This is a genomic window from uncultured Thiodictyon sp. (assembly GCA_903837595.1).
GTDB lineage: Bacteria > Pseudomonadota > Gammaproteobacteria > Chromatiales > Chromatiaceae > Thiodictyon.
On sequence record CAILVI010000556.1, the window covers coordinates 41,821 to 66,415 of the forward strand.

The following is a 24,595-nucleotide window of genomic DNA, read 5'->3' on the forward strand; positions in this document are numbered from 1 at the left end:
ATCATTTGATCCAATCGATCAGATTCATCAGCGGGTCTTCGCCGCTCTCCGGCCCGATGACGCGGCCGCGCACGCTCTCGCCCGCCTTCACCACCGACTCCGGGTTGCCGGTGATCAGCGGGTGCCACCGCGGCAGCGGCCGGCCCTCGGTCAAGCGGCGGTAGGCGCAGGTGGTGGGCAGCCACTTCGGGGGATCGAGCTCCGCCGTGGTCAGGGTGATACAGTCCAGCACCTGTCGCGCGCGGTTGGGGTAGTCCCGGCAGCGGCAGGTGTCGATGTCCAGCAGGGTACAGGCCACCCGCGAGTAGATGATCGCCCCGGTGTCCTCCTCCTCGAACTTCTCCAGACAGCACTTGCCGCAGCCGTCGCACAGCGACTCCCACTGCTCAGTGGTCATCTGCGTCAGCGGGGTGGTTTCCCAGAAGGGGGCGTCTTGGCTCATCGGTGGCGGTCTCGGTGCGGGCTGGCCGCCCATCTTGCCCGAGTCGCGGCAGGAATTGAACCGCTTGCGGCCCGGTGCGGGCGGCCGGCGCTCAATAATATTGCCTGATGTACCCGTAGGCCTTGTCGAACAATTCCTTGTCGCTGTGGAGCTTGTACTTGAACAGAGCCCCCCGCAGCGCCTTCTTCACCTCGCGCTCGCCGGCGCTGGTCTGTTGCCAGCCGGGGAAGCGCACGACGCGCACGATCTGGTCGATGTCGTCCACCACGCGCTCCACGACCACCGGGCCACCCAGGCCGCGGTCCACACCGGGGAAATAGGCCAGGCACCGTTGCATGGCCCCGGGCAACTGCGCCTTGAGCGCCGCGATATTGCTGACGACGCGCTGGAAGCCGGCCTCGTCGAACATCAGCGCCTTGGCCACGTCGTCGAACACGCCCAGATAGTCGACGATCAGCCCGTGCGTCTTGGTGCCGCCATACGGGCGGTTGGTGCGGCAGATCGCCTGCAGCAGGGTGTGATCGCGCAGCGGCTTATCCAGATACTGCGCCTGCAGGATCGGCGCATCGAAGCCGGTCAGCAGCTTGGCCGTGACGATCAGGATCTTGAGCGGGTCCTGCGGATCGCGGAAGCGCTCCAGCAGCGCCGCCTCCGTGTCGCGGTCACGCCGGTAGGGCTGATAGCGCGCATCCTCCTTGTCCTTGCCCGCCACCGAGATGACGACGGTGCTGGCATCCACGCCTAGGTGCTCATCCAGCGCCTCCTTGTAGAGCAGGCAGCACTCCTGGTCGAAGGTCACGACCATCCCCTTGAAGCCGTTGGGTTCCACCGTGCCGCGGTAATGCTTGGCGATGTCCGCGCAGATGGCCGCGATCCGCTTCGGTGCCTTGACCAGCACGGCCATCCGCGAGGCGGCCTTGCCCAGCGTGTCCCGGTCGAGATCGGACAGGGTATCGGTGAGTGTGGCGAAGGCCTGATCGAGCGCCTCCTTGGCGATATGCAGATCCAGGCGCCGCGGCTCAAAGTGCAGCGGCAGGGTGGCGCCGTCGCGCATCGAGGTCTTTCTGGCTCCCACGCTCCTGCGTGGGAGCAAGAGCGGGCGCTCTGCGTCCAGCAGTCAGACCGGACGCAGAGCGTCCGCACGGCATTCCCACGTTGGAGCGTGGGAATGAGAAACGAGAAAATCCCCGTCTTATGCCATCAGGGCGCGCAGTTCACGATCAGCTCATCGCTGAACTGCCCCACCTCGTCATCGCCGATCACATGAATGGCCGTATAGCGGCGCAATTCCGGCTTGCCGGGTTCCTTCAGCGGGCGCTTGTCGATATAGGGGGAGTGACTGCGCCGGGCCAGGAAGACATACTTCTTGGTGGCTTCGTCGAACTCGTAAATGTTGACGCCATCGGTGTGTTGCTTGGGGAACTCGATGATCACCTCCCCGTCGGTCTGGTCGGTGCCGGTCAGGCTCGGCTTGAGGGCGGTCGGATCGATCACCTTATCGGCGCCGATGATCCCGAGCAGGCCGCCCAGTGCCTCGGTATAGCCGGGGCTGGCCTTGGCCTGCCGGCTCACGCCGCGGCTGATGTCGATGACCTCGTGGGCGCTGGCCTTTTTCGCCTCGCTCGCGTGGCGCGCCGCCGCCTGGGCCTGGACGTGGGCTAAGGTGTTGGCGCGCAGCTTGTCGATGCCCGCCTTGAGTGTGGCCAAGGTGGCCTCAGCGATGCCGAGTTCGGCGCAGTGCGCCAGCGCCTGGTTATAGAGGTTTTCCAGCCAGGGTAGAAGGTCGTTATCGGCGATGGGAACATAATCGGACCTGGGCATGGTGGTGCTCCTGTCATGTGGATCAGTCACTGCAACCTAAGCCTGCCGACCGGGGTGGCCCCCGTCGGCCGATCGGGGCGCCGGGCTTGGCCGGTTCAACCCCTATCAGTGGCTTAGCATAGATCCCCTGACGGGATTTTGGAAGACTTGCGCATGCCACTGTCCGGTCCGGGCGGCATCTTCAGCGGCCAGGGCGCGCCGCCTGCCGGCGATTGCTCCGCGACTTGCCGATACCGGCCCCCGGGCTTCCAACTTGAAGCCCTGGTTTGCCCAGTTGGCGCCTCGGTTTCCCCACTTTGAGCCCTGGTTACCCGACTTAGGCCGATCCTTGGACGGGTTCGGTCCAAGGTCAGGATGCTTGGGCCCAAGATTGGAAGACGTGAGCCCAAGGTCGGGAGAGTCGGGCCAAAGGTTCCGCGACGCGGGTCAAAGGTGGTATGGCTCGGGCCGAATACCGGGAGGCGTGGGCCCCAGGCGGCATCGCATATTCCCCCGGCCGATAAAGATCACTCCGCGGTCGTGGCACCGCTCCAGAGACTGGGCAAGTATCCCCGTAGGATGGGTTGAGCGCAGCGAAACCCATCGTTTGCGCTTAGGTCAAGCGTCGATTGCTGGGTTTCGCTGCGCTCTACCCAGCCTACAGAGAGTGTGCGGATGTCCACTGGAGGTCGAGGCTTCAGCCGGTCCGGCGTGCAGGCGTCACTGATTGCTCTTAAGCGTGTCGGAAACCGCCACCGGCTGAAGCCTCGACCTCCAGTTGCAGCGAGACCATCGCTGGCTGGAATGATGCTCGCGGTCAAAAAGCATTTTTCAACAAGCCGCGTAGCGCCGCACATCCAAGTCCGCCGCCAGCAAGGGCTGAGACTGGACTACCGTGCCCTTCAGATGCGCCGTTTCCAGATGGGCATCGATCGCCGCATCGTCGGCCCATTCCTCGACAAAGGTGAAATCGGTCGGGTCGGCCGTGTTGGTGAGCAATTCATAGCGCAGGCAGCCCGCCTCCCGGCGGGTGGGCGCCAGCAGGCCCAGCAAAAGGGTACGCAGTTCGCCCACGCACTCCGGGCGGGCGACGAAACGGGCAACGATGTGAACGGTCATGAATGGAACTCCGGAAGGTCATTGTTGGAAAGGGCGAAAGAGAAATCCCGCCTCGCGACACCGTTCCAATGCGGCCTTGAAGTCGGCAACGGCCTGCGCCAGCGGCGGGATGTCGCGCCCGATCGGCGGCAGCACATAGCGCGAGATGTTGACGCCGGCGAAGGCACGCCCCCAGGGGTCGTCCTCCCAGACCTCACGGCCCCACTTTTCCAGCGAAAAGGGCGGATTGGCCAGCACGATATCGAAAGTGGCGAGCCCGCCGGTGCTGGGGTCGGTGAACACCGGGCTGCGGAGCGTATCGCCGCGTTCGATCTAGGGGACCTCGATCATCAGGCGCACGACACTGCGCGGGGTGTAGAACTCGCCGGCCTTCTTCTTGGTGGCGTCGGCAAAGGTCTTGATCAGATATTCGTAGGCGTCGCCGATGATGTCGTTACGCACCCGCTGGTTGCCGAGCGGCAGGGCTGAGAAATGCTCGATCAGGTCCTTGAGCAGGGCGTCCGGCAGCCGGTCCTTGTTGGTCCACTGGCCGTCGTCAAAGACGCCGTAGAGGTGCGCCTGATTGACGCGCTCGATGCCGCGCATGGCGTTGGCGATGGCGGCGCCGACATTGGCCGGCGCCTCGCGCACCGCGTCCCAGTGGCAGCCCTCCGGCACCTGGAAGCGGTGTTCATCGCCGAAGTCCTCGCCGTAGGTCTGCACCATCTGGGCGTGCTCTTCGTCCCAGCAGTCGCAGATGCGCTTGAAAAACAACAGCGGCAGGATGTAGCTCTTCCAGTCGGTGCGATCCAGCGGGCTGCCGCGCAGGGTGTTGGCGGCGCCCCACAGATGCGACTCGAGCTGCTGGAGGCTGACCTGCGGGGGTAGGGCGGTGTTCTGCTGCATCCGGGGTTAGGGTCTGCCGTGTGGGCGGGTGGTGCCGAGGTTCGGTCACTTTGTCACATCGAGTCGACCACTGCCAGTACTGAACGCGCACGCTATGTTGCCTTCTGGTGAGCCGATCGGCGATGAGATCCGGCTCACCGACACATCCATCGAGCTGACCGTTAGCTGACAATCCCGCTCAGGTCTTGTCCAACTATCTGCTCTTAGGCTGTCTTCCCAAAGATCGCGATCAAGCGCGGCATGCTCACCCCGAACAGAGCGTCAGGAGGATCAGTCAATGTATGTCGATTCAATGCGTTACCGTGACGTGCCCAGTGTCTTGAACGGGCGCGCCGCGTGGGCGGGCAGCCCGGTCAGTCCGACGGGCACCAAGGGCGTGCGTGCCAATCGCGTACCTCAGCCGTTGGCGGCGACCGAAGTCGATTGCTGTTCTTGCCAATACCGCGCCTTCTTCCAGTCACTGGTCGATGCCATCCCAGACCCCACCTTGGTCTGCGACCATGAAGGCATCGTGCGCTGGATCAATCAGGACGCCAGGCGGTTCCCGCTGCTGGCGGAGATTGCGGTGGACGCCCCCCTGCGGCTCATCCCGGGCGTGACCGCGCCCGACTTGGGTGAGTCGGACCCGCTGGTCCTGGTTGCGCATCTGCGGACCCAAGTAGCCGCCGATGATATCCCAGTGCTGCTGCTGCTGCATCGCCTGGACCCCGCCGGCGGCGATCTCTATGCAGAGCTGCATGCCAAGGCGCTGCGCGGGTTGGCAGACAGCAATTTCGGCATGATTTTGCGCCTGCAGGATGTGACGACCCGGGAGCTGGAGCGGCGCCATTTGCGTCGCCAGGTGACTCATTATGGTGAATTGGCCCACCGCGACAGCCTCACCGGCATCGCCAATCGGCGCCTGTTTGAAAGGGGCCTGCGTCGTGCCATCAGCGATGCGAGCCGATCCGGTGAACGTCTGGCGGTCCTCTTCCTGGACCTGGACGGATTCAAGGCAATCAATGACACGCGAGGTCACGCGGCGGGCGATCAGGTGCTGTGCCAGGTGGCTGCGCGCCTGCAGGGACTGGTGCGTCGCCCGGACCTCGTCGCGCGGCTTGGCGGGGATGAGTTCGCGGTCCTGGTACGCGATGCGTCCGGGCATGCCGGAGGTCTCGAACTGGGCGAGCGCCTGCTGGCGGCGCTCTGTGCGCCCATGGAGCTGGCCGACGGTATGGCCGCCATCGCGGCCAGTATCGGCGTCAGCCTGTTCCCGGAGCATGGGCCGGATGGCGCGAACCTAATGTACCGGGCGGACGGGGCGATGTATGAGGTGAAACGTCGCGGCAAGCGTGGCGTGATGATGGCGCCGATGAGCGCCGCCCCGGGACTGAGCGCCGGCAAGCCCGATTGCTGATCAATCACTCCCCGGCTTTTCTCTGATCAGCGCCTGGAGCTGCGCAAGCAAGGCCGCCCGCAATGCGTGGCGTCGCGGTGATAACCGGTGATGCGGCTGAAGGCCTCATTGACATCAATGATCGCACCGTCGGCGGCAGTGATCATGATACCTTCCCAGGCATGGGTGAAGACGCTGGCGGCGAGGCGCAATTGCTGTTCAATCCGCTTGCGTTCGGCGATGTCATGCACACGGGCCATTACGGCGACCTTGCCGTCAATCTCGACCGCATCGAGCAGCACTTCGGCGATGAAGGTCTGGCGGTTGTCCGCCCGTTGGTGCATCCACTCGAAGCGGCAGTGACCGTATTGCATCGCAAAGGCGATGCGTTGTCGGGCCAGGGTCATCGACGCCGTGCCGCATGGCTGCTGCGGCGGTGATACATCGGCGGGGTGATAGGCGCAGAACGCATCGCGGCTGGCGCAGCCGAAGAGCGCCAGGGTCGCCTGGTTGCAGTCGAAGAAACCCTGCTCGTCCGTCAGCATCAGCGCGTCGGTGGTCGCCTCGAAGAGCGTGCGGAACTTCGCCTCGGAGCGGCGCAACGCGGCCTGCGCCTGCTTGATCGCGGTGATATCCAGGAGCACCACCCGGCAGGCGGTCGGAGGCTCGCCGGTCGCTGGCGGGTGCTCGGGGCGGATCACCAGGCGCAGGTCGCGCCTGGTCTGCGGCGTATGTTCCAGGCCCACATAAATGGACTCCTCCGCGCCGTGATCCAGTACACGCGCGAGCCCCGCCAACAGGGCGCTCCAATCCCCGGGGGCGAGCCAGGTGCTCAGAACCAGGTCCGGCACCAGTGCGCGGTCCACCCCCAGCAATTGGGCGGCGGTCAGGTTCATCCGGCTGATCCGGCCCGCTCGGGTGAGGGTGGCATAGGCCGCCGGGGCAAAGTCATAGAGGTCGGCGTAGGTGTCGCGCGACTTCTCCAGCGCTTGCCGGGCGGCGCGCAGTTCGCGGTTCTGGAGTTCCAGTTCGATTTGGTGGACCTGTAGCTCTTGCACCACCTGGCGGGGGTCGGCGGCGTCCAGGGTCTCACGGCGTAGGGCGGCGAGCAGGTCGCTCAATGAGCCGTCGGGGATCTGGCTGAGGCGCGTCATGGGGGGCTCCGTGATCGGCTGGGGCCGGGGTTGGTCTGTCCTGTCCCAGACGCTTAGCATAGAATGGATCGACAGGTCCTTCCAGGCGGGCGGTTCTGCATCTCGCCTATGTATCGCAAGGGTGTCGGCACATGCCCGACATAGAACCGCGATCGACAGGTTTATCCGATCATGAAGCGACTCCCATCCAGCCTCTGGAACTCACGATGTCTACCCTGAGCGGCGCCCCCGATGGCGTGCTGACCGACCTGCTCGCGCAGCTGCGTCGTGAGGGCGCCGACCCGGCCGATGCGGTGCACGAGCTTCAGGTCCGCCAGATCGAACTGGAACTCCAGAACCGGGAGCTGCGCGCGGCCCAGCAGGCGCTGGAGGAGTCGCGCGACCGCTATGTGGACCTCTATGATTTCGCACCGGTGGCCTATGCCACGCTCACCCGCGAGAGCCGGATCACCCAGATGAACCTGACCGCCGCCGCGTTGTTGGGCGTGGAACGGGGGGCGAAGCTGGACCTGTTCCTGGGCGCGCGGCTAGCCGACGGGGACTCCCGGCTCCTGCTCAGCAGCCTGGGGCGGGTGCTCGCGAGCGGCGTGGAGGAGTCCATCGAGGTCCGTCTGGGGCGCCCGCCGGCTCCCCGGCGCGACCTGCAACTGATGCTCCGTCGCGAGGCTGCGGGCGCGGCCGGGGACCCTCCCACCGCGCGCGTGATCCTGTTGGACATCACCGCGCGGCGCCAGGCCGAGGCCGAGCTCGCCCAGTATCGGCAACACCTGGAGGCCCTGGTGGAGGCGCGTACCGCGGCGCTGGTCGCCGCCAGGGACGCCGCCGAGGCGGCCAACCGGGCCAAGAGCGCCTTCCTCGCCAACATGAGCCACGAACTGCGCACGCCCATGAACGCGATCATGGGCATGACGACCCTGGCCCAGCTGCGCGCCACCGACCCCAAACAGATCGATCAGCTGCACAAGGCCAACCGGGCCGCCCAGCATCTGCTCACCGTGATCAACGACATCCTTGACATCTCCCAGATCGAGGCCGACCGCCTCACCTTGGGGGCAGCGACCTTCAATCTGGACGCGGTGTTGGCGGACCTGACCGATCTGATCGGCCATGACGTGGCCGACAAGGGGCTGAAACTGGCGATCGACATCCGCCCCGACCTGGGGCAGCAGTCGCTGCAAGGCGACGCCGGGCGTCTGGGGCAGATCCTGCTCAATCTCGCCGGCAATGCGGTCAAGTTCACCGCCCGCGGGTCCATCATGCTGCGCGTGCAGCGGATCGAGGACACCGCCACGGACCTGGTCCTGCGCTTCGAGGTGCAGGATACCGGCATCGGCATTGCCGACGCGGACCAGCCGCGGCTCTTCACCGCCTTCGAGCAAGCCGATAACTCGACGACGCGCCAATATGGCGGCACTGGTCTGGGACTGGCGATCAGCCGGCGGCTGGCCGAGCTCATGGGCGGCACCCTGGGGGTCGTGAGCCAGCTCGGGACCGGGAGTACCTTCTGGTTTACCGTGCGTCTGGCCAAGGCCACAGGGGCGGAGGCGCCGCCGTCGCAACCGGCTGAGCGTGGCGCCTATGACCAACTGCGGACCCGCCGCACCCGTGCCCGCCTCCTGCTGGTGGAGGATGAACCGGTCAATCAGGAGGTGATGCAGGAACTGGTGGCCGATCTGGGGCTGACGGTCGACGTGGCCGCCGACGGGGCGCAGGCCCTGGCGATGGCGGCGCGCACCGATTACGACCTGATCCTGATGGACCTGCAGTTGCCCGTGATGGATGGGATCGAGGCGTCGCAACGGATCCGCCAATTGCCCACGGGCGCGCGGGTGCCGATCATCGCCACCACCGCCAGTGTATTCACCGAGGACCGGATGCGCTGCCTGGCGGCCGGCATGACCGACTTCATCACCAAACCGGTGGACCCGGATGTACTCTATACGACCTTGCTCAACTACCTGCCCGCGGGCGATGATTGAAGAGCATCGAAGAGGCCGTGGTCACGCCAAGGCAGCCGCGCGACGAGCCAATCAACCAGGGGCGCCAGATCAGTGAGCGAGCAGTCCGATCCGTCCTTCCCATCATACCCGAGCAGTAACGGCGACCCCAGCGCCCCGGCCACCATCCTGATCGTGGACGACCTGCCGGACAACCTGGCGGTGCTGGGCGACATCCTCTTGCCCCAGTATCGGGTGCTGGCCGCATCGACCGGCGAGCGCGCCCTGCGGCTCGCCGCGGCGCAGCCGCCACCGGACCTCATCCTGCTGGACGTGATGATGCCCGGCATGGACGGTTACCAGGTACTGGCCAGGCTCCAGGCGGATGAGCACACGCGCGACATTCCCGTGATCTTTGTCACCGCCATGAATGGGGTGGAGGATGAGGAACGCGGCCTTGAACAGGGCGCCGCGGACTATATTGCGAAGCCGCTGCGCCCGCGCATCGTGCTGGCGCGCGTCCATACCCAGCTCGCACTCAAACGCGCGGGCGACCTGCTGCGCGAGCGCAACGCCAGCCTGGAGGCGGAGGTGCAGCGGCGCCTCGGGGAGAATCAGGTCATCCAGGATGTGAGTATCCACGCCCTGGCCCGGCTGGCGGAGGTCCGCGACAACGAGACCGGCAACCACCTGCGCCGGACCCAGGGCTATGTGTCCACGCTGGCGCGGCGGTTGCGGGAGCAACCGCGCTTTGCCGGTGAACTCACCGAGCGCACGCTCGACCTGCTGGCCAAATCGGCGCTACTGCACGACATCGGCAAGGTCGGCATCCCCGATCATATCCTGCGTAAACCGGGACCGCTCACGGCAGCGGAGCGGGAGGTCATGAAGACCCACGCGAAACTCGGTAGCGACGCGATCGAGCAGGCCGAGCGCGACGCGTTGCGGCCGGTTGCCTTCCTGACCCTGGCCAAGGACATTGCCCATTATCATCATGAACAGTGGGACGGCAGCGGCTACCCGGAGGGTCTGGTGGGCGAGGCGATCCCGCTGGCCGCCCGCCTCATGGCCCTGGCCGATGTGTTTGATGCACTGATCAGCCGCCGGGTTTATAAGGAGCCCTTCCCTCTTGAGACGGCCCGCGACCTGATCCGCGAAGCAAGCGGCCGGCAGTTCGACCCGACCCTGGTCGAGGTCTTTCTGGACGGGTTCGACGAGATCGCCGCAATCGCCAACCGCTACCGTGACGGTTAGGCCCCCCAGGATACCCAGGACGAGGTGATTTCCATGCAGAACGTGCCAGCCGCAGAGCGCTCACGCCACCACCGTGATCGCTGGCCCACCTGGGTCGCCTACGGCTTCGCCGTGTTGGTCACCCTGGGTGTCCTGCTGGAGCACCGGTTGATCGAGCTCTCCTTGGGCAACCATTTGGTGGCGATCCTGTTGATGTTCCCCATTACGTTGAGCGCCTTGATGGGCGGGCTGGGTCCCGGTCTGCTCGCCACCCTGATCGCCACCCTGGGCCTGACCTGGCAGGCCATCCCCCCGACCGGAGACTGGTACGCGCTCACCCCCGAGAACCTCTTTAAATTGGGCGCCTTGGTCGCTAATGGCGTCTTGGCGAGCGCCATGAGCGAATGGCTGCACCGCTCGCGCCGTCGCGCCCGGGTGAGCCAACAGGCCCTTGCGGACCAGCTCGGGACGCTGCAGCTCTTGGCCGCCGTCGCGGACGGGACCAGCGACGCCATCTTCGCCAAGGACCGCGCCGGCCGTTATACCCTGGTCAACCCGCAGGCCGCGCGCTTCCTGGGGCGGCCCGCCCAGCAGGTGCTGGGACGCGACGACCGGGCGCTCTTCACCCTGGAGCAGGCGCAGCAGATCGAGGACCAGGATCGGTTGGTGATGCAGAGCAACCGCAGCCAGAATTTCCAGATCGACTTGACCATGGCGGATGGCGCGGTCAGCTTCCTGTGCATCAAGGGACCACTGCACGCCGCGGACGGCCAGGTGATCGGGACCTTCGGTATCGCGCGGGACATCGGCGAGATCAAGCGGGCCGAGTACGCCCTGGATCAGGAGCGTCGCCTGCTCAAGACCCTGCTCCGGACCCTGCCTGACCTGGTCTGGCTCAAAGACTCAGACGGCGTTTTTCTCGCATGCAATCGGCGCTTTGAGTCGCTGTTTGGGGCCACTGAGGACGCTATCCTGGGACGGACAGACCGCGATTTCGTGGATGCGCAGACCGCGCGGTTCTGCCTGGCGAGCGACCGCGCGGCCATCACCGCCGGCGGCCCTGTGGTCAACGAGGAGGAGATGACCTTCCGCAGCGACGGCCACCGGGAACGGTTGGAGATCATCAAGACGCCCATGCTCGACGTGCAGGGGAATCTGATCGGGGTGCTGGGCATCGGGCGCGACATCACGGCCGCGCATCGGGGCGAGACGGCGTTACGTGAAAGCGAGCGGCTCACGCGCGCGGTCCTCGACTCTGTATCGTCCCATATCGCTGTACTCGACCACACCGGAGCCATCGTCGCGGTCAACCGGCCCTGGGAACGGTTTGCCATTGAGAACAGCCCTGCACCGGGCCAGCCGGCCACGCGCACGAGCGTGGGCACGGATTATCTGGCCGTCCTGTGCGATAGCCGCGGGGAGGCGTCCGCCGGCGCCATGACCGCCTATGACGGCATCCTGGCCGTATTGCAGGGCTGGCAGCCGAGCTTCTTCCTGGAGTACCCCTGCCACGCACCGGATCGTCAGCGCTGGTTCACCATGAGTGTCACGCCCTTGGCGGGCGCCGGGCGAGGCGTCGTTATCGCCCACGCTGACATTACCGGGCGGCGGCATGCCGAAGACGCGTTGCGCAAGCTGTCGTTGGCGGTCGAGCAGAGCCCCAGCAGCATCGTCATCACCGACCTTGCGGCCCGCGTTGAATACGTTAATGACGCCTTTGTGCGCACCAGCGGGTACGCGCGTGCCGAGGTCTTGGGCCAGAACCCGCGCATCCTGCGCTCGGGTCACACACCGCCGGCGATCTACCAGGCGCTATGGGGGGCATTGATCGCGGGCCGAACCTGGCGCGGTGAGCTGATCAACCGCCGCAAGGACGGCAGCGAGTATGTGGAACTCGTCACGATCGCGCCGATCCGCCAGCCGGACGGGTCCATCACCCACTACCTGGCCATCAAGGAAGACGTGACTGAGACGCGCCGCCTGGAGCAGGACCTGGCCGGCCACCGGGAGCACTTGGAGGAACTGGTGGAGCGCCGCACCGCCGAACTGGCGGCGGCCAAGCACGAGGCCGAGTCCGCCAATCGGGCCAAAAGCGCCTTCCTGGCCAATATGAGCCACGAGATCCGCACCCCCATGAACGCTATCCTGGGGCTCACCCATCTGCTCGGGCGCGACGTTGCGGACCCGGTGCAGCAGGCGCGCCTGGTCAAGATCGACTCCGCTGCCAATCACCTGCTGGTGATCATTAACGACATCCTGGACATTTCCAAGATCGAGGCCGGCAAACTCACCTTGGAGTCGGTGAGGTTTTCCCCGGCGGCACTCCTCGATCAGGTCCGTTCACTGATCAATGACGCGCTCCAGGCCAAGGGACTCACCTATTGCGCCGAGGTCGACTCACTGCCGGCGGTCCTGCGGGGCGACGCGACCCGGCTGCGCCAGGTGCTGCTCAACTATCTGACCAATGCCATCAAGTTCACGCAGCGGGGGGAGATCACGCTGAAGGCTGCGGTCATTGAGGAGTCGGAACACAGTCTGCTGGCCCGCTTCGATGTGCGCGATACGGGCGTCGGCATCGCTCCGGAGCAGTTGGACAAGCTGTTCGCCGCTTTCGAGCAGGCGGACAGTTCGACCACCCGGCGCTATGGCGGCACCGGTCTGGGGCTCGCGATCACGCGCCGCTTGGTTGAGCTGATGGGCGGTCAGACCGGGGTGATCAGCACCCCCGGCGTGGGCAGTACCTTTTGGTTAACCGTGCGTTTGCGCAAGACCACCGAGGCCCCCCTGCCGAGCAGCGCGGGCGATGGCGGTCCGCCCGTCCGTGCGGTCCTGGCGCGTCGGCATGCGGGCACCCGTCTACTGCTGGCGGAAGACAGTCCGACCAACCGGGAGGTCGCCCGGGAACTGTTGCGGCAGGTTGGGATCGAGGTCGACGTGGCGGAGGATGGACGTGCGGCCCTGACCCTCGCCCAGGGTTTCCGCTACCCCCTCATCCTGATGGATATCCAGATGCCGGTCATGGACGGGTTGGATGCGACCCGGGCCATCCGTGGCCTACCCGGATATGGTGAGACGCCGATCCTGGCGATGACCGCCCATGCCTTCGAGGAGGATCGGCAAGTCTGTCTGGCGGCCGGGATGAGCGATCATATCGCCAAACCGGTGAACCCAGACCGGCTTTACGGCCTGCTGCTGCAATGGCTGCCGCCCGGCGCCGCGCAAGCAGCCGATACCGGGGCAGGTGAGCCGGCCAGCGATGAGGGTCAGGGAGCGGACCTTGTCACGGATGGCGTCGCGCCCGCGGGTGCGACAGCGGTCTCGCGGCTCCTCACCCTCACCGAGCAGGAAGCCGCCAGCCCTCTTCTGGACCGTATCGAGCGACTCCTGATCCAGGGCGACCTTGCGGTCCAGCAGACGCTGCGCCAGGAACAGGCCTGCCTCAGGGCGTCCCTGGGGGACCGCGCGCACATCCTGACGCAGCAGGTCGGCGCCTTCGACTTCGAGGCCGCGCTGCAGACCTTGCGGGCGGCCCGCGCCGCAGCGCAGTTTGGCGGCCCATCAGGATCGCGAGCGCAGTCTTGATCGTCGTTCTGGCCGACAGTCATCATTGGTCCTGCCACTTCTGCATCACGGCGCGTACCTGCGGCAAGAGTTCGAGGAATAAATCGATCAGGGTAGGATCAAAATGCTTGCCGGCCGGCTCCTTCAGATACCCGAGCGTTTGCTCCACCGGCCGGGGCTCCTTATAGGGACGGCGGCAGCTCAATGCGTCGAAGACGTCGGCGATGGCGACGATCCGCCCCGCAATTGGAATAGCCTCGCCGCACAGGCGCGCCGGATAGCCTGAGCCATCCCACTTCTCATGATGGGTCAGTTGTTCTCCCGTGAAGGCATCACGTGCATGTCCGAGCAGGTCTTGGGGGTCACCACCAACCCGTTGCGCTGGGCGAGTCCCGATGGTCGAGACCCAGTAGTAAACGACGCTACCCAGATGTGTAGCCAGCAATTCCAGGGAAGGGTTGAACCAATCGGCGGTTGGCAAAGGATTCACCTTGGTCGGCCGCAATGGCTAGAGCCAGGTCACGAGCTGTTCGCGCAATCGATTGGCCGCAAACAGGCTATCCTCTTCCCAGGCCCGTGAATAGCCGTGGCGCACCTGAACCCATTTCTCGAATGAATGGCGCGGGGACAGGCGTGGGCCGTCGGGGGTCGACTCCAGTGGTTCGGTCATAGCCCGTCACCGCACTGACCACCTCCACCAGGCTGTGTTGCAGCTGCCGAAGTTTCGCGGCGTCAATCGGCGGTTCGACGGATAAGAGCCGGTGCGCGCGTGGGTCGCCCTCATCCGCAATCGTGGGCTCAAACTCCAGGATCCAACCGGCGCTGTTCGGGGAGATCAGGACATCGAGTTCGCCACAGCCCAGGTCCAGTGCCCCGATCAGGTGCAACCGCTTGCCCGCGCTGCTCGGCAAATCCGTGAGGTCGGGCAAATGTTGCTCTAACCAATCCCGGCCACCCTGCCCCAGCAAGGTTTGCGGGTCTTCACCGAGTAGCGACGCGGCGTTGGCGCTGACATAGCGCAACGCACCGCAATGCTTTCGGTCATGAGTGAAGTCTCCTCAGTCTTCCGCCGGGCTCTGCGGTGGGGGCCTCACATGGCCATGATGGCCCGGAACCGGGGTGACGCGGCCCGGCAGCGCGTGGGGGTGCGCATGGGTGCGCTTGACCGCGTACATGGCCAGATCCGCCCGATGCAGCAGGTCGGCGGCGGTCTCGCCGGCCGCGGGGCCGATGGCGATGCCGATGCTGGCGCCCACGCTGAGGCTCAACCCGTTGAGCCACAACGGTCTGTCTAGGTTCGCCACGATCTTGCGGGCCACCTGGTCCGCGTGCTCCGGGGCCTGGACGTCACGCAGCACCACCACAAACTCATCCCCGCCGAGCCGCGCCACGCTGTCGGTATCGCGCACGCTGCGCTTGATGCGGCGGGCGACGGTCTGTAGCACGGTATCGCCGGCCGCATGCCCATGGGTGTCGTTGATGGGCTTGAAGCGGTCGAGGTCGATGAACAGCACCGCCACCCGGGTGTCGCGGTGATGGGCGTCGCGCAGGGCCTCCGACAGCCGGTCGAACAGCAGGACACGATTGGGCAGGCCGGTGAGCGCGTCGTGCTCGGCCTGGAATTGCGCCCGTTCCAAGGCCTGGATATCCGCGCCGATATCGTTATAGACGGCGATATAAAGCCCCGCGTCGGCACTGTCGCGCAGGCTGGAGATGGACAGGCGTTGCACATAGATCTCGCCGTTCTTGCGCCGGTTCCAGATGTTCCCGTGCCAGCGCCCGTCGGTGGCCAACCGGCGGCGCAGGTCGGCGTAGATTTCCGGCGGGTGGTGGCCGGAGGTCAGCAGCTTGGGGGTGCGGCCCAGGACCTCTGCGGGGTCGTAGCCGGTGACCTGGCTGAAGGCGGGATTGACCGCGCGGATGTGGGCGGTGAGATCGGTCACCATCACCGGGTCGGCGATATGTTCGACGATGCGCCGAAAGCGCTGCTCGCTATCGCGCAGGGTCTTGACCTGCGTTTCCAGTTCAATCAGCGTCTGCGCCAGGCGGGCATTCTTGTGGATCAGGCCCCGCTGCAGGTTGTTGATTTCCTGATTGGCGCTCGACATCTCGCGCTCGAGCCGGTCGAGTTCGACCACGTCATATTCACCGACGATCAGGACCTCGGCGCCCTTGCGGTAGGCTTGGCCGCGCAGGGTGCGGCTCATCCGATACCCATCGCCTACCGTCAGCCAGCCACTGAAGACCTGCCCCTGCGTGTGGGGTACGAGCAGGTCGGCGAAGCTGGGGTTGACCAGATAATCGCGTCGCGGGCGCTGCGGTGTATCGCCACCCAGCACCGCGCGCATGCCGCGGTTGAGGTAGATGGGCTCACCCTCGAGGGTGAAGCGGCCGACCGCGAGCGCGGTACTCGCCTCGTGCGCCTCACGCAGTTCGGCGCGCCAGGTATCCCCGGGGGGCTCGGTGGACCCATCGGGTGAGGCGTCGGCGGTGGATGAGTGGACCATCGCGTTGGGTTCAGGCGCGGATCTGGCCATGCGCCGCCGACCCTTCGGGCGGGGGATCGGTCACGGGCAGACGCTTGACGAGGCGTTCGAGCGCGTCGAGATCGGCCGCGTAATGGACCTTGCGATCGTCGCTCAGGGTCGGGCCGATCTGGCGCAATCCCTGGCCGCCGATCAGTATCGGTAGCTCGGGGTGGGCACCGCGCAGCCGCGCGAGCGCGGTGAGCAGTGCGCCCAGATGGAAGTAGACGCTCAGCGATAGACCGACCGCGTCCGGCCGCAGGTCCAGCACCGTGCGCAGCAGTTCGGTGGTCGGGGTATCCGCGCCCAGATAGATCGCCTCCCAGCCATGCATCTCGAAGACATCGCAGACCATCTTGGCGCCGACCTGGTGCAGTTCACCTTCCACTGACCCGACAATGATCCGCCGCCCGCTGCGCTGCGGCGTGATGACCCGCGGATAGAGCCGATTGAGCAGGCCCTCGACGATGGCCGTGGCCAGCCGCTCGCGGCCGACCGAGATCCGGTTGTACTGCCACTCCTCGCCCACTTGGTAAAGTGCGCGCTGGAACAGTTGCTGGTAGAGCGCCAGAATCGGTACCTGCGCGCCCAGGCACTGGTCGGTCAGGGCCTCGCAACGGCGCCGGTCCCCGGCCAGCAGGGCGGCGAGAAATTCGGGATAGAGGTCCGCCAGCGTCTGGTCGGGTGCGCGCGGCGTTTCGGTGGCCATTGAGAGACACCAGGCAAGCGTAAAGTTCGGTGGTGGCTGGATCGCCGATCACGACCGGGTGGCGAGCGTTGCCATCGGCCGTCCGGCAGTCTATCGTTAGCCATCGGTCACTGTAAATTTATCGTGAAGGGCTGTGCCGGGCCGGGCGCAGACCTGGCAGCGGCGCGACCTGCATACCCCGCGGTGTAGCGGACTCCGCATAATCGTCAGTATAAGGCCCAGGCCCGGGTGACGATAGCGCGATGCAGCCGGGACGGGTCGCGGTGGGTGCGACTGCTGAACCCGGTTCTTCGGCGTCGCCAAGACGATACAGACTGATTGATGGCGCACATCATGAGGCCGCGGAGCAAACCATGTCTCTAACCCCCGCCGAGTCCCGTCGCCAGACCTGGCCGGCCTGGCCGGCCGGGGCGGTCCTCGCGTTCGCCCTGGTGTTGACCCTGGCGGCGACCCTCTTCACCCGGGCCGAGGTGCAGTCCCAGGAGCGCCGCGACCTGGCCGCGATCGGTGCCGAGATCGCGACCAAGATCGATGCGCGCCTACACGCCCACGCCCAGGTCCTGCGCAGCGGGGCGGCCTATTTTGCGGTCGCCGGTGAGGTCAGCCGGGCGCAGTGGCAGGCGTATGTTGAGCGCAGCCGGGTCCATCTCAACTTGCCGGGGATCCAGGGTATCGGCTTTGCGCTCCTGATCGTGCCCGACCAACTGTCCCAACACGAGGCGGATGTCCGCGCCCAGGGCTTCCCCGACTACCGGGTGTGGCCCGCGGGTCGCCGCGACCCCTATTCAGCGATCGTCTACCTGGAACCCTTCACCGGGCGCAATCTGCGCGCCTTCGGCTATGACATGCTGTCCGAGCCCGTGCGCCGCGCCGCCATGGAGCGCGCGCGCGACGAGGACCTGGCGGTGCTCTCCGGCAAGGTTCAGCTGGTGCAGGAGACCGACCAGGACGTCCAGGCCGGGACCCTGATGTATGTCCCGGTCTACCGCCTGGGGCAGCCGACCGGCACAGTGGCGGAGCGCCGCGCCGCCCTGCTCGGCTGGGTCTACAGCCCCTATCGGATGACCGACTTGATGTTCGGGATCCTGGCGGATTGGGAGCAGGATGAGGCCCAGCGTGTGCGCCTGGCGGTCTATGAGGGCGATCGGCCCTCCCGCGACACCCTGCTGTTCGACAGTCAGCCGGGGGCCGTCGCGCCGGCGGCCGACATGCTACCGCTGCCGATCGACTTCAATGGGTCGCGCTGGACCCTGAGTCTCGCGCGCTCCGGCCCGCCGGCGGGCGCGGACCCGCGGGTGTGGCTCGTCGGGGGCGGTGGGAGCCTCATCGGCGTACTGCTCGCGGCCCTGGTCCTGGCGCTGTTGAACACGCGCCACCAGTCCGCCCGGTTGGCGGCGGAGTTGGCGGCGCGGCGGCGGGCGGAGGAGGCGTTGCGCGGGGCCGAGCGCCAATACCGCGAGATCTTCGAGTCCTCGCCGGTGGGGCTCTTTCAGACCACCCCGCAGGGGCGCTGCATCGGTGCCAATCCGGTCTGTGTGCGGATGTTCGGTTTCGACAGCCTCGAGGAGTTCTTGGCCGGCGGTGCGGACATCGGCCCCCGGTTCTATGCCGATGCGCGGGACCGGGCGCAGCTGGTCCGTCTGGTGGCCGATCAGGGCCAGGTGCAGGGTTACGAGACCCGGTTGCGCCGCCGCGATGGGCAGGTCTTCTGGGCCATCATCGACCTCTCGGTGGTGCCTGCCGCGGCCGGTGGCGAGCTCCACTATCAGGGGGCGGTGAGCGACATCGACGAGCGCAAACAGGCGCAGTTGTCACTCGCGATCGCCCTGACCAAGTACCAGACGCTGTTTGAGAACCTGCCGCTCGGCCTCACGGTGACCGATGCCGCCGGTGAGATCCTGGAGGCGAACCCGCTCGCCGAGACCCTGCTCGGTCTCCCCAGCGCGCAGCAGCGCCAACGCCAGATCGACAGCCCCGCCTGGCGCATCGTGCGCCTCGACGGTACGCCCATGCCGAGCGTTGAATACCCCAGCGTGCGGGCGCTCCAGACCGGTCAGGGGGTGCATCGTGCGGAGATGGGGGTGGTCCGCCCGGACGGCGGTGTGACCTGGATCGATGTCACCGCCGCCCTCCTGCCGTTGCCGGGCTATGGCGTGGTCGTCGCCTATGGCGACATCAGCGAGCGCCTGGCGGCCCAGGCGGCGCTGCGCGAGAGCGAGCGCGACTACCGCGGTCTGGTCGACAACCTGGACGCCGGGGTGGTCGTGCATGGACCGGACACCGCTATCCGCCTGGCCAATGCCATGGCCGCGCGCCTGCTGGGCCTGAGCCTGGAGCAGCTCTATGGCAAGGCGGCGATCGATCCCGCCTGGTGTTTTATCCGCGAGGACGGTACGCCGATGCCGCTGGCTGAGTATCCGGTCAATCGCGCCCTGGCGGCCGGGGCCGCGGTGCAGAATCTGAACCTGGGCATCCTGCGGCCCGATCGCCAGGCCCCGATCTGGGTCCAGTACGAGGCCCACCCGTTGCGCGACGACCGGGGTGCGATCCAGCAGGTCGTCGTGACCTTCTTCGATATTACCGCCCGCGTCCAGGCGGAGACCCAGTTGCAGGCGCGCGAATCGCTGCTGCGGGCGGTCGTCGACAACGTGCCGTTCGAGTTCTGGGCGCGCGACCGCGATGGGCGTTGCTTCATGGAGAACGCCCGCCTGGTCGCGCACTGGGGCAGCATCCTGGGCCGCCGCCCGGAAGATACCGGGGTGAGCCCGGCGGAGTTGGCGATCTGGCAGGCCAATAATGCCCGCGCCTTGGCCGGGGAGGTGGTGGACGAGGAGGTGACCTATGCCGTCAACGATGAGCCGCACACCTTCCAGAACATCATCGCCCCGATCCGTAGCGGCGATAGTATCCGGGGCATCCTAGGGATCAACATCGACATCACCGAGCGCAAGCGGGCGGTGGATACCCTGATGAAGAGTCAGGCGTTGCTCAATGAGATGGGGCGGATCGCCGGTATCGGTGGTTGGGAATTGGACCTGGCCACCGGTCGCCAGACCTGGACGGAGACGGTGTATCGCATTCACGAAGTGCCGATGACCTTCAGTCCCACCCTCGATAACGCCATTGAATTCTATGCCCCGGCGTCCCGCCCTCTGATTGAAAGCGCCGTGCAGGCGGCGATCACGGCCGGGCAGCCCTTTGACCTGGAGGTCGAGTTCATGACCGCCCAGGGCCATCATCGCTGGGTCCACAGCATTGGCCGCCCCATTGCGGAGTGCGGCAAGGTCGTGGCGCTCTCCGGTGTGTTCCAGGACATCAGCACCCGCAAGGAGGCGGAGCTGGAGTTGGACCGCTACCGCCATCACCTGGAGTCGGTAGTGGACTCGCGCACCCAGGAACTGCGCGAGGCGCGCGACGCGGCCGAGGCGGCCAATCGGGCCAAGAGCGCCTTCCTCGCCAATATGAGCCACGAGATCCGCACGCCCATGAACGCGATCATCGGGCTCAACCACCTGCTGCGCCGCGAGCTCCCCAACCTGAAGGCGCAGGATCGGCTGGCCAAGGTGGGTGAGGCCGCGCGGCACCTGCTCGCTATACTCAACAATGTGCTCGACCTGTCCAAGATCGAGGCCGGCCGGGTGTCGTTGGAGGCGATCGACTTCGCCCTGAACCAGGTCCTGGACGGCACCCAGAGCCTGTTCGCCGAGCGGGCGGCGGCGCAGGGCCTGGAACTCACCGTCACGGTGGACCCGGCGGTGCCGTCGCGCCTGCACGGCGATCCGCTGCGTCTGGGGCAGATGGTGGCCAACTATGTGGCCAATGCGATCAAATTTTCTCCGCGCGGTGAGATCCGGGTGCGGGCAGCCGTGGCGGCGGCGGATGCGACCGCGGTGCTGCTGCGCGTTGAGGTGACGGACCAGGGCATAGGGCTTACGGTGGATCAGCAGGAGCGGCTGTTCCAACCCTTCGTCCAGGCGGACGACTCGACCACCCGCGAGTACGGCGGCACCGGTCTGGGTCTGGTCATCGTGGCGCGTCTGGCGGTCCTCATGGGTGGTTCGGCGGGGGTGGTCAGCACCCCCGGGGAGGGCAGCACCTTCTGGTTCACCGCGCGTCTGGGTCGCGTGCCCGGTGCGACTGAGGCGGCCGGGTCGGCGAGTGAGACGGGTGAGTGCGCCGAACAGGCCTTGGCACCTTATCGCGGCAGCCGTCTGCTGTTGGTCGAGGACGAGCCGGTCAATCAGGCGGTCACCTGCGACCTGCTGGGCGACCTGGGCCTGCTGGTCGACGTGGTCGACAACGGGCGCGATGCCGTGGCGCGGGTGCGCGACGGCGATTATGCCCTGGTGCTGATGGACGTGCAGATGCCGATCATGGATGGCCTGGCGGCCACGCGTGCGATCCGTGCGTTGCCCGGCAAGGCGTCTTTGCCGATCCTGGCGATGACCGCGAGCGCCTTTGCGGACGACCGCCAGCGGTGCCTGGAGGCCGGGATGAGTGACCACATCGGCAAGCCGGTGGAGCCCGAACGGCTGTATGAGTCACTGGTGCGCTGGCTGCCGCCGCCCGCCCCCGTCCTGTCGGGCACGTCGCCCGCGCCCGCGCCCGCGCCCGACCCGGCGCCGACCCCGACGTCGGCCGCCCCGGATTGGGACCACGTGTGGCCGGTCCTGGGCGAGTTGGAGGCGCTGCTGGCGCAGGACGACACCCGGGCCGCGGCCATCTGGTTCGAGCATGCGCCCCTGCTTGCCGGCGCGCTGGGTCCGCTCGCGTCCCAACTGGGCCGCGAGATCGAGCGCTTCGATTACGACGAGGCGCTCACGACCTTGCGGGGGTATCTGGCGGCCCATGAGGGTCAGGGCTGAGGCGCCAAACCCGGCGCCGCAGCTGCGGCTGCGGTACGCGCGTGTATGACCCTCGCCTACCGCTCAACCCGGCTAGCGCAGTTCTCACGCCAAGGCGCCAAGCTCGCCAAGGTTTTCAGCACCCTATCTGCCTTGGACCATTCGCCCGGCGGGTGATCTGGTGACTTTGCCTACCCGATTGTATTTCTTGGCGGGCTTGGTGCCTGGGCGTGAGCAACTGCCGGATTTAGGCTTACCGCAGGGAGCGCTGGGAAAGTCCTTGGTACACCTGCGGAACGAGCCGATGTCAATACTCTGCAATGCGCAGACATAGGTCGGCCAGTTCTGTTCACTGAGATCCCCGGAAATCGCGCTGCCGTCATGGTAGGTGATGAATTTCCGGCGGATAGCTTCGTCGTTGAAGATTCTATCAGCCAATTTATCAAGATTCGCAGCTGTCATCGATCCGAGACCATAGCTGGACTCGAAATCATATTCTTGGATCCAGGCCGGCGCGGATTTGTCATGCCCTTCTTGGTAGATGAACGTTATGACGTCGACCGGGGCGCCGGAGTCCCGATTATAGCGGTAGACCTGATAGCTGGGATTATTATTGACGATCGGGCTGAGGGCCGGGGCGATGCGCTGAAAAGCGAATGGTTTATCATCGTCGCCGCGCAGGACGCGAAATTCGTCCCGGTGGGTATGTCCGCTAAACAGCGCTGTTATCTGCTGTGGGTAGCGTTTGAGGATCTTCAGGACGCCGTTCTCGCCGGTGCTGGTGAGGTAACTCTTCGGCAGGCGCGATGTGGCGGTTTGGTAGGTATCGATTCCAAATGGGACATGCATGATCAAGGTGACGCCGGCACCCTCCCGTTGCATGCGATAGAGGGTCGCTTCGAGCCAGATCATCAGGGCCTGGGAGGGGTCGGTGAATGCCAGGCCGCACCTGTTTGCATAGCGGGTTGAGAGATAGAGATTGTCGAGTACGACGAAATAGTGATGGCGCGCACGGGGATGGGGGAGGGTGTAGGCGCCAAGCTCGGGGTACGAGGAAAATCCTTGTCCCTGCGGGTCTTCGGCCAGTCTTGATATGAGCCCGGCGGTGTCATAGAGAAACTTCCCGGCCGGCTCGATCTGATAATTTCCGCAGTACGTGTCGTGGTTGCCCAAGGTGGCGATGACCGGAATATCTGGCAAACGTTGCTTGATCGAGTGTGCCATGTAGGTCATGGTCTTAATGACGAAAGCCTGGTAAGCGGAATCCGAATGTTCCGGGGCGTAGTTAAAGAAATCCCGCTTGAACGTGTGACTGAAAAAATCTCCTCCAATAATCAAATAATCGAGCGACGGGCGATGATTGGCAATGGCGTTGAGTGCCGACGTGAGGAGCGCAGCGTTGGTTTCGGTGCCGGCGCCACTCGGGCTGTTATTAGTTGATTGCGCGAAAATCTCGTCCCACTGCGAGGCGTCGGCCGCGACCAGCTGCGTGACCAGTGACGGATCGTGAAGCGGATTGAAATGGATGTCCGAGAGCATGCCGAACCATCCCTCGTCTTGCCGCGCCGTCGGGATAGGCAAGGTGGCCGGCGCAGTATTTCTTGTAACCTGCTCCGCGGCCGGAGTCGTGGTCACCTGCACGGTGGCCCCGTCCTGCGCGTGGACGGGTACGCCCAACAGCCCGCCCAGGAATACGACAAGCATCCAAACAGCGGGTGCGCTTGAGTTGCGATGGATCATAATTGACTAGCCGCACCTATCTGGCGGTCCGTGAGGGTCAGGGCTGATGCGCCCGCGAGTCGGCCGGCGCTGGCTCGGCCGCGGTGGCTGCGATACGCCAGAGCGTGACCCTCACCCACCGCTCATCCTTGTCCTGCTCCAGCCAGGGGAGGGTCCCGTTGAAGGCGCGCATCGCCCGGATGATGCGCGGGTAGCCGCTGCCGCGCTGTTCCATCAGGCGCAGGTCCCACAGAAAGTTGGCCATGGCCTCATTACGCGAGCGCGGGGTCCCGCCGGCCAGGACCGATTCCGGTCGCTTGTGATTGGGCAGGGCGCCCGGGCTGGTCACCACAATCCGGTCGTCGAAGACCTCGACCAGGACCTTGGAGCCCAGGATGCTGTAATCGCGGTGTGCGACCGCATTGACCACACACTCCCGAAACGCCGGCAGCGGCACCGGCCAGGTGTCCGTGCGCTCCATACCGGCATACCGCTCGCCGCGCCCGAGCGCCCGCAGCCAGCCCTCGGCGCGCTGCACCTGCTCGTCGAGCCGGCCGCGCGCCTCCCCGGCCAGCAGCACGTCGGCGCCGCGATCGGTCCCTGCATAGGCGACCAGATCCACCCACAGATTGCGGGTGGGCGGATAGCCCTGGGGGTCCTTGCCGAAACACAGCAGTCCAAACAGCGTTGCCCGCAGCACGCCGTCGAAGTCCCGATCCAGGACTTCGCGGTTGAACAGGTCGGTGGCGAGCGGCAGCGCCGGCTCGGCGTCCAGGTCCACACCCTTGCGTTGCATATAGTCGCGAAAGGCAGTTGGTTCGATATCGTCTGCGCCGGTACCGGGTACGACCCGCTCCTCGGTAAAGATCAGGCCGAACGTGTTGTACAACTCTTGCAGTTCTGAAGGCGTGGGCTCGCGATTGCTGCGCAGCCTCCGAACGAGCACTTGGCCGCGATAGCGAAGGGGCTCTGAACCGCGCATTCGGGCAACTTCGATCCAGTGGACCCAGCCCTTCGGGTCGCGATGACGGCCGGCCCTTGCCTGTACCGGTGCGCTGAGTGCATCGTGAATATGGTCGGTGAGTCGTTCCTGGACCTCATCGGCATCCATCGGGACCCCGTCGATAGAGCCGTCATCGGCGACGCCGAGTACTAACAAGCCTCCTTCGGTATTGGCTATCGCACAAACCGCCTTTAGCCAGTCCTTCTCGCCCCAAGACCGAAAGCGGCCCAACTCGGTGCGTTCGTCCTCGCCGGCCTGAATACGCTGTAAGACTTCGATCCACTCCATG

The 24,595-nt window shown here is 65.9% G+C and carries 18 protein-coding genes; 5 read left to right on the forward strand and 13 right to left on the reverse strand.

The features are described 5' to 3' along the window. Position 1: 1 nt before the first annotated feature. From QZY44_RS33770 to QZY44_RS33795, 6 genes are all read right to left on the reverse strand, one after another. The gene (locus tag QZY44_RS33770; RefSeq protein WP_295458197.1) at positions 2–442 is read right to left on the reverse strand and encodes a YcgN family cysteine cluster protein; all 441 of its coding nucleotides are present in this window, start codon (positions 440–442) and stop codon (positions 2–4) included. A gap of 91 nt (positions 443–533) precedes the next feature. Then, positions 534–1,496 (reverse strand): hypothetical protein, encoded by a 963-nt coding sequence (locus QZY44_RS33775; RefSeq protein ID WP_295458199.1) that lies wholly within the window; start codon positions 1,494–1,496, stop codon positions 534–536. 146 nt (positions 1,497–1,642) lie between these two features. Continuing rightward, positions 1,643–2,263 carry a hypothetical protein gene (locus QZY44_RS33780; RefSeq protein ID WP_295458202.1) on the reverse strand — a complete coding sequence of 207 codons (621 nt, stop codon included), beginning with the start codon at positions 2,261–2,263 and terminating at the stop codon, positions 1,643–1,645. Between the two features lie 810 nt (positions 2,264–3,073). Then, the gene (locus QZY44_RS33785) at positions 3,074–3,361 is read right to left on the reverse strand and encodes a putative quinol monooxygenase (protein WP_295458204.1); all 288 of its coding nucleotides are present in this window, start codon (positions 3,359–3,361) and stop codon (positions 3,074–3,076) included. Positions 3,362–3,379: 18 nt separating this feature from the next. Then, entirely contained in the window at positions 3,380–3,673 is a 294-nt protein-coding gene (locus QZY44_RS33790; protein WP_295458319.1) for an N-6 DNA methylase, read from the reverse strand. Then, a complete protein-coding gene (locus QZY44_RS33795; protein ID WP_295458207.1) occupies positions 3,674–4,246 on the reverse strand; it encodes a type I restriction-modification system subunit M N-terminal domain-containing protein in 573 nt (190 codons plus the stop codon). It lies immediately after the preceding gene. A gap of 277 nt (positions 4,247–4,523) precedes the next feature. Between QZY44_RS33795 and QZY44_RS33800 the strand changes: the two genes are divergently transcribed. Further along, the gene (locus tag QZY44_RS33800) at positions 4,524–5,642 is read left to right on the forward strand and encodes a diguanylate cyclase (RefSeq protein ID WP_295458209.1); all 1,119 of its coding nucleotides are present in this window, start codon (positions 4,524–4,526) and stop codon (positions 5,640–5,642) included. Between the two features lie 26 nt (positions 5,643–5,668). Here the strand turns inward: QZY44_RS33800 and QZY44_RS33805 are convergent, their stop codons facing one another. Beyond that, positions 5,669–6,775 (reverse strand): PAS domain S-box protein, encoded by a 1,107-nt coding sequence (locus QZY44_RS33805; RefSeq protein WP_295458211.1) that lies wholly within the window; start codon positions 6,773–6,775, stop codon positions 5,669–5,671. 206 nt (positions 6,776–6,981) lie between these two features. On the opposite strand from QZY44_RS33805, the gene QZY44_RS33810 reads away from it, so the two are divergent. The 3 genes from QZY44_RS33810 to QZY44_RS33820 all read left to right on the forward strand — a co-directional run bounded on the left by QZY44_RS33810 (position 6,982) and on the right by QZY44_RS33820 (position 13,527). Further along, positions 6,982–8,754, forward strand: coding sequence for an ATP-binding protein (locus QZY44_RS33810; RefSeq protein WP_295458213.1), 1,773 nt, complete (start codon positions 6,982–6,984; stop codon positions 8,752–8,754). A 72-nt stretch (positions 8,755–8,826) separates the two neighbouring features. Continuing rightward, positions 8,827–9,966: a two-component system response regulator gene (locus QZY44_RS33815; RefSeq protein ID WP_295458216.1), complete on the forward strand. Its 1,140-nt coding sequence runs from the start codon at positions 8,827–8,829 to the stop codon at positions 9,964–9,966. 33 nt (positions 9,967–9,999) lie between these two features. Next, a complete protein-coding gene (locus QZY44_RS33820; protein WP_295458218.1) occupies positions 10,000–13,527 on the forward strand; it encodes a PAS domain-containing protein in 3,528 nt (1,175 codons plus the stop codon). Positions 13,528–13,549: 22 nt separating this feature from the next. On the opposite strand, the gene QZY44_RS33825 is transcribed toward QZY44_RS33820, so the two are convergent. The 4 genes from QZY44_RS33825 to QZY44_RS33840 form a co-directional block, all read right to left on the reverse strand. Continuing rightward, positions 13,550–13,987, reverse strand: a complete 438-nt coding sequence (locus QZY44_RS33825) for an HD domain-containing phosphohydrolase (protein ID WP_295458222.1) — start codon at positions 13,985–13,987, stop codon at positions 13,550–13,552. Positions 13,988–14,014: 27 nt separating this feature from the next. Further along, positions 14,015–14,176 (reverse strand): hypothetical protein, encoded by a 162-nt coding sequence (locus tag QZY44_RS33830; protein WP_295458224.1) that lies wholly within the window; start codon positions 14,174–14,176, stop codon positions 14,015–14,017. Positions 14,177–14,564: 388 nt separating this feature from the next. Next, the gene (locus tag QZY44_RS33835) at positions 14,565–16,043 is read right to left on the reverse strand and encodes a diguanylate cyclase (protein ID WP_295458227.1); all 1,479 of its coding nucleotides are present in this window, start codon (positions 16,041–16,043) and stop codon (positions 14,565–14,567) included. Next, positions 16,024–16,740 carry a cobalamin-dependent protein gene (locus QZY44_RS33840; RefSeq protein ID WP_295458229.1) on the reverse strand — a complete coding sequence of 239 codons (717 nt, stop codon included), beginning with the start codon at positions 16,738–16,740 and terminating at the stop codon, positions 16,024–16,026. Before QZY44_RS33840 ends, QZY44_RS33835 begins: the two co-directional genes overlap by 20 nt. Before the next feature lie 353 nt (positions 16,741–17,093). Here QZY44_RS33840 and QZY44_RS33845 point away from each other — a divergent pair, with 353 nt between their 5' ends. Further along, a complete protein-coding gene (locus QZY44_RS33845; protein WP_295458232.1) occupies positions 17,094–21,605 on the forward strand; it encodes a CHASE domain-containing protein in 4,512 nt (1,503 codons plus the stop codon). Between the two features lie 123 nt (positions 21,606–21,728). Here QZY44_RS33845 and QZY44_RS33850 read toward each other — a convergent pair whose 3' ends face one another. Beyond that, positions 21,729–23,324 carry a metallophosphoesterase gene (locus QZY44_RS33850; protein WP_295458234.1) on the reverse strand — a complete coding sequence of 532 codons (1,596 nt, stop codon included), beginning with the start codon at positions 23,322–23,324 and terminating at the stop codon, positions 21,729–21,731. A 37-nt stretch (positions 23,325–23,361) separates the two neighbouring features. Continuing rightward, the gene (locus QZY44_RS33855) at positions 23,362–24,594 is read right to left on the reverse strand and encodes an ATP-binding protein (RefSeq protein WP_295458237.1); all 1,233 of its coding nucleotides are present in this window, start codon (positions 24,592–24,594) and stop codon (positions 23,362–23,364) included. Position 24,595 lies beyond the last annotated feature (1 nt).

Coding starts and splice junctions, on each gene's coding strand:
- QZY44_RS33770 (WP_295458197.1), bottom strand. CDS start 442: ATGAGCCAAGACGCCCCCTTCTGGGAAACCACCCCGCTGACGCAGATG.
- QZY44_RS33775 (WP_295458199.1), bottom strand. CDS start 1,496: ATGCGCGACGGCGCCACCCTGCCGCTGCACTTTGAGCCGCGGCGCCTG.
- QZY44_RS33780 (WP_295458202.1), bottom strand. CDS start 2,263: ATGCCCAGGTCCGATTATGTTCCCATCGCCGATAACGACCTTCTACCC.
- QZY44_RS33785 (WP_295458204.1), bottom strand. CDS start 3,361: ATGACCGTTCACATCGTTGCCCGTTTCGTCGCCCGCCCGGAGTGCGTG.
- QZY44_RS33795 (WP_295458207.1), bottom strand. CDS start 4,246: ATGCAGCAGAACACCGCCCTACCCCCGCAGGTCAGCCTCCAGCAGCTC.
- QZY44_RS33800 (WP_295458209.1), top strand. CDS start 4,524: ATGTATGTCGATTCAATGCGTTACCGTGACGTGCCCAGTGTCTTGAAC.
- QZY44_RS33805 (WP_295458211.1), bottom strand. CDS start 6,775: ATGACGCGCCTCAGCCAGATCCCCGACGGCTCATTGAGCGACCTGCTC.
- QZY44_RS33810 (WP_295458213.1), top strand. CDS start 6,982: ATGTCTACCCTGAGCGGCGCCCCCGATGGCGTGCTGACCGACCTGCTC.
- QZY44_RS33820 (WP_295458218.1), top strand. CDS start 10,000: ATGCAGAACGTGCCAGCCGCAGAGCGCTCACGCCACCACCGTGATCGC.
- QZY44_RS33830 (WP_295458224.1), bottom strand. CDS start 14,176: ATGACCGAACCACTGGAGTCGACCCCCGACGGCCCACGCCTGTCCCCG.
- QZY44_RS33835 (WP_295458227.1), bottom strand. CDS start 16,043: ATGGCCAGATCCGCGCCTGAACCCAACGCGATGGTCCACTCATCCACC.
- QZY44_RS33840 (WP_295458229.1), bottom strand. CDS start 16,740: ATGGCCACCGAAACGCCGCGCGCACCCGACCAGACGCTGGCGGACCTC.
- QZY44_RS33845 (WP_295458232.1), top strand. CDS start 17,094: ATGTCTCTAACCCCCGCCGAGTCCCGTCGCCAGACCTGGCCGGCCTGG.
- QZY44_RS33850 (WP_295458234.1), bottom strand. CDS start 23,324: ATGATCCATCGCAACTCAAGCGCACCCGCTGTTTGGATGCTTGTCGTA.
- QZY44_RS33855 (WP_295458237.1), bottom strand. CDS start 24,594: ATGGAGTGGATCGAAGTCTTACAGCGTATTCAGGCCGGCGAGGACGAA.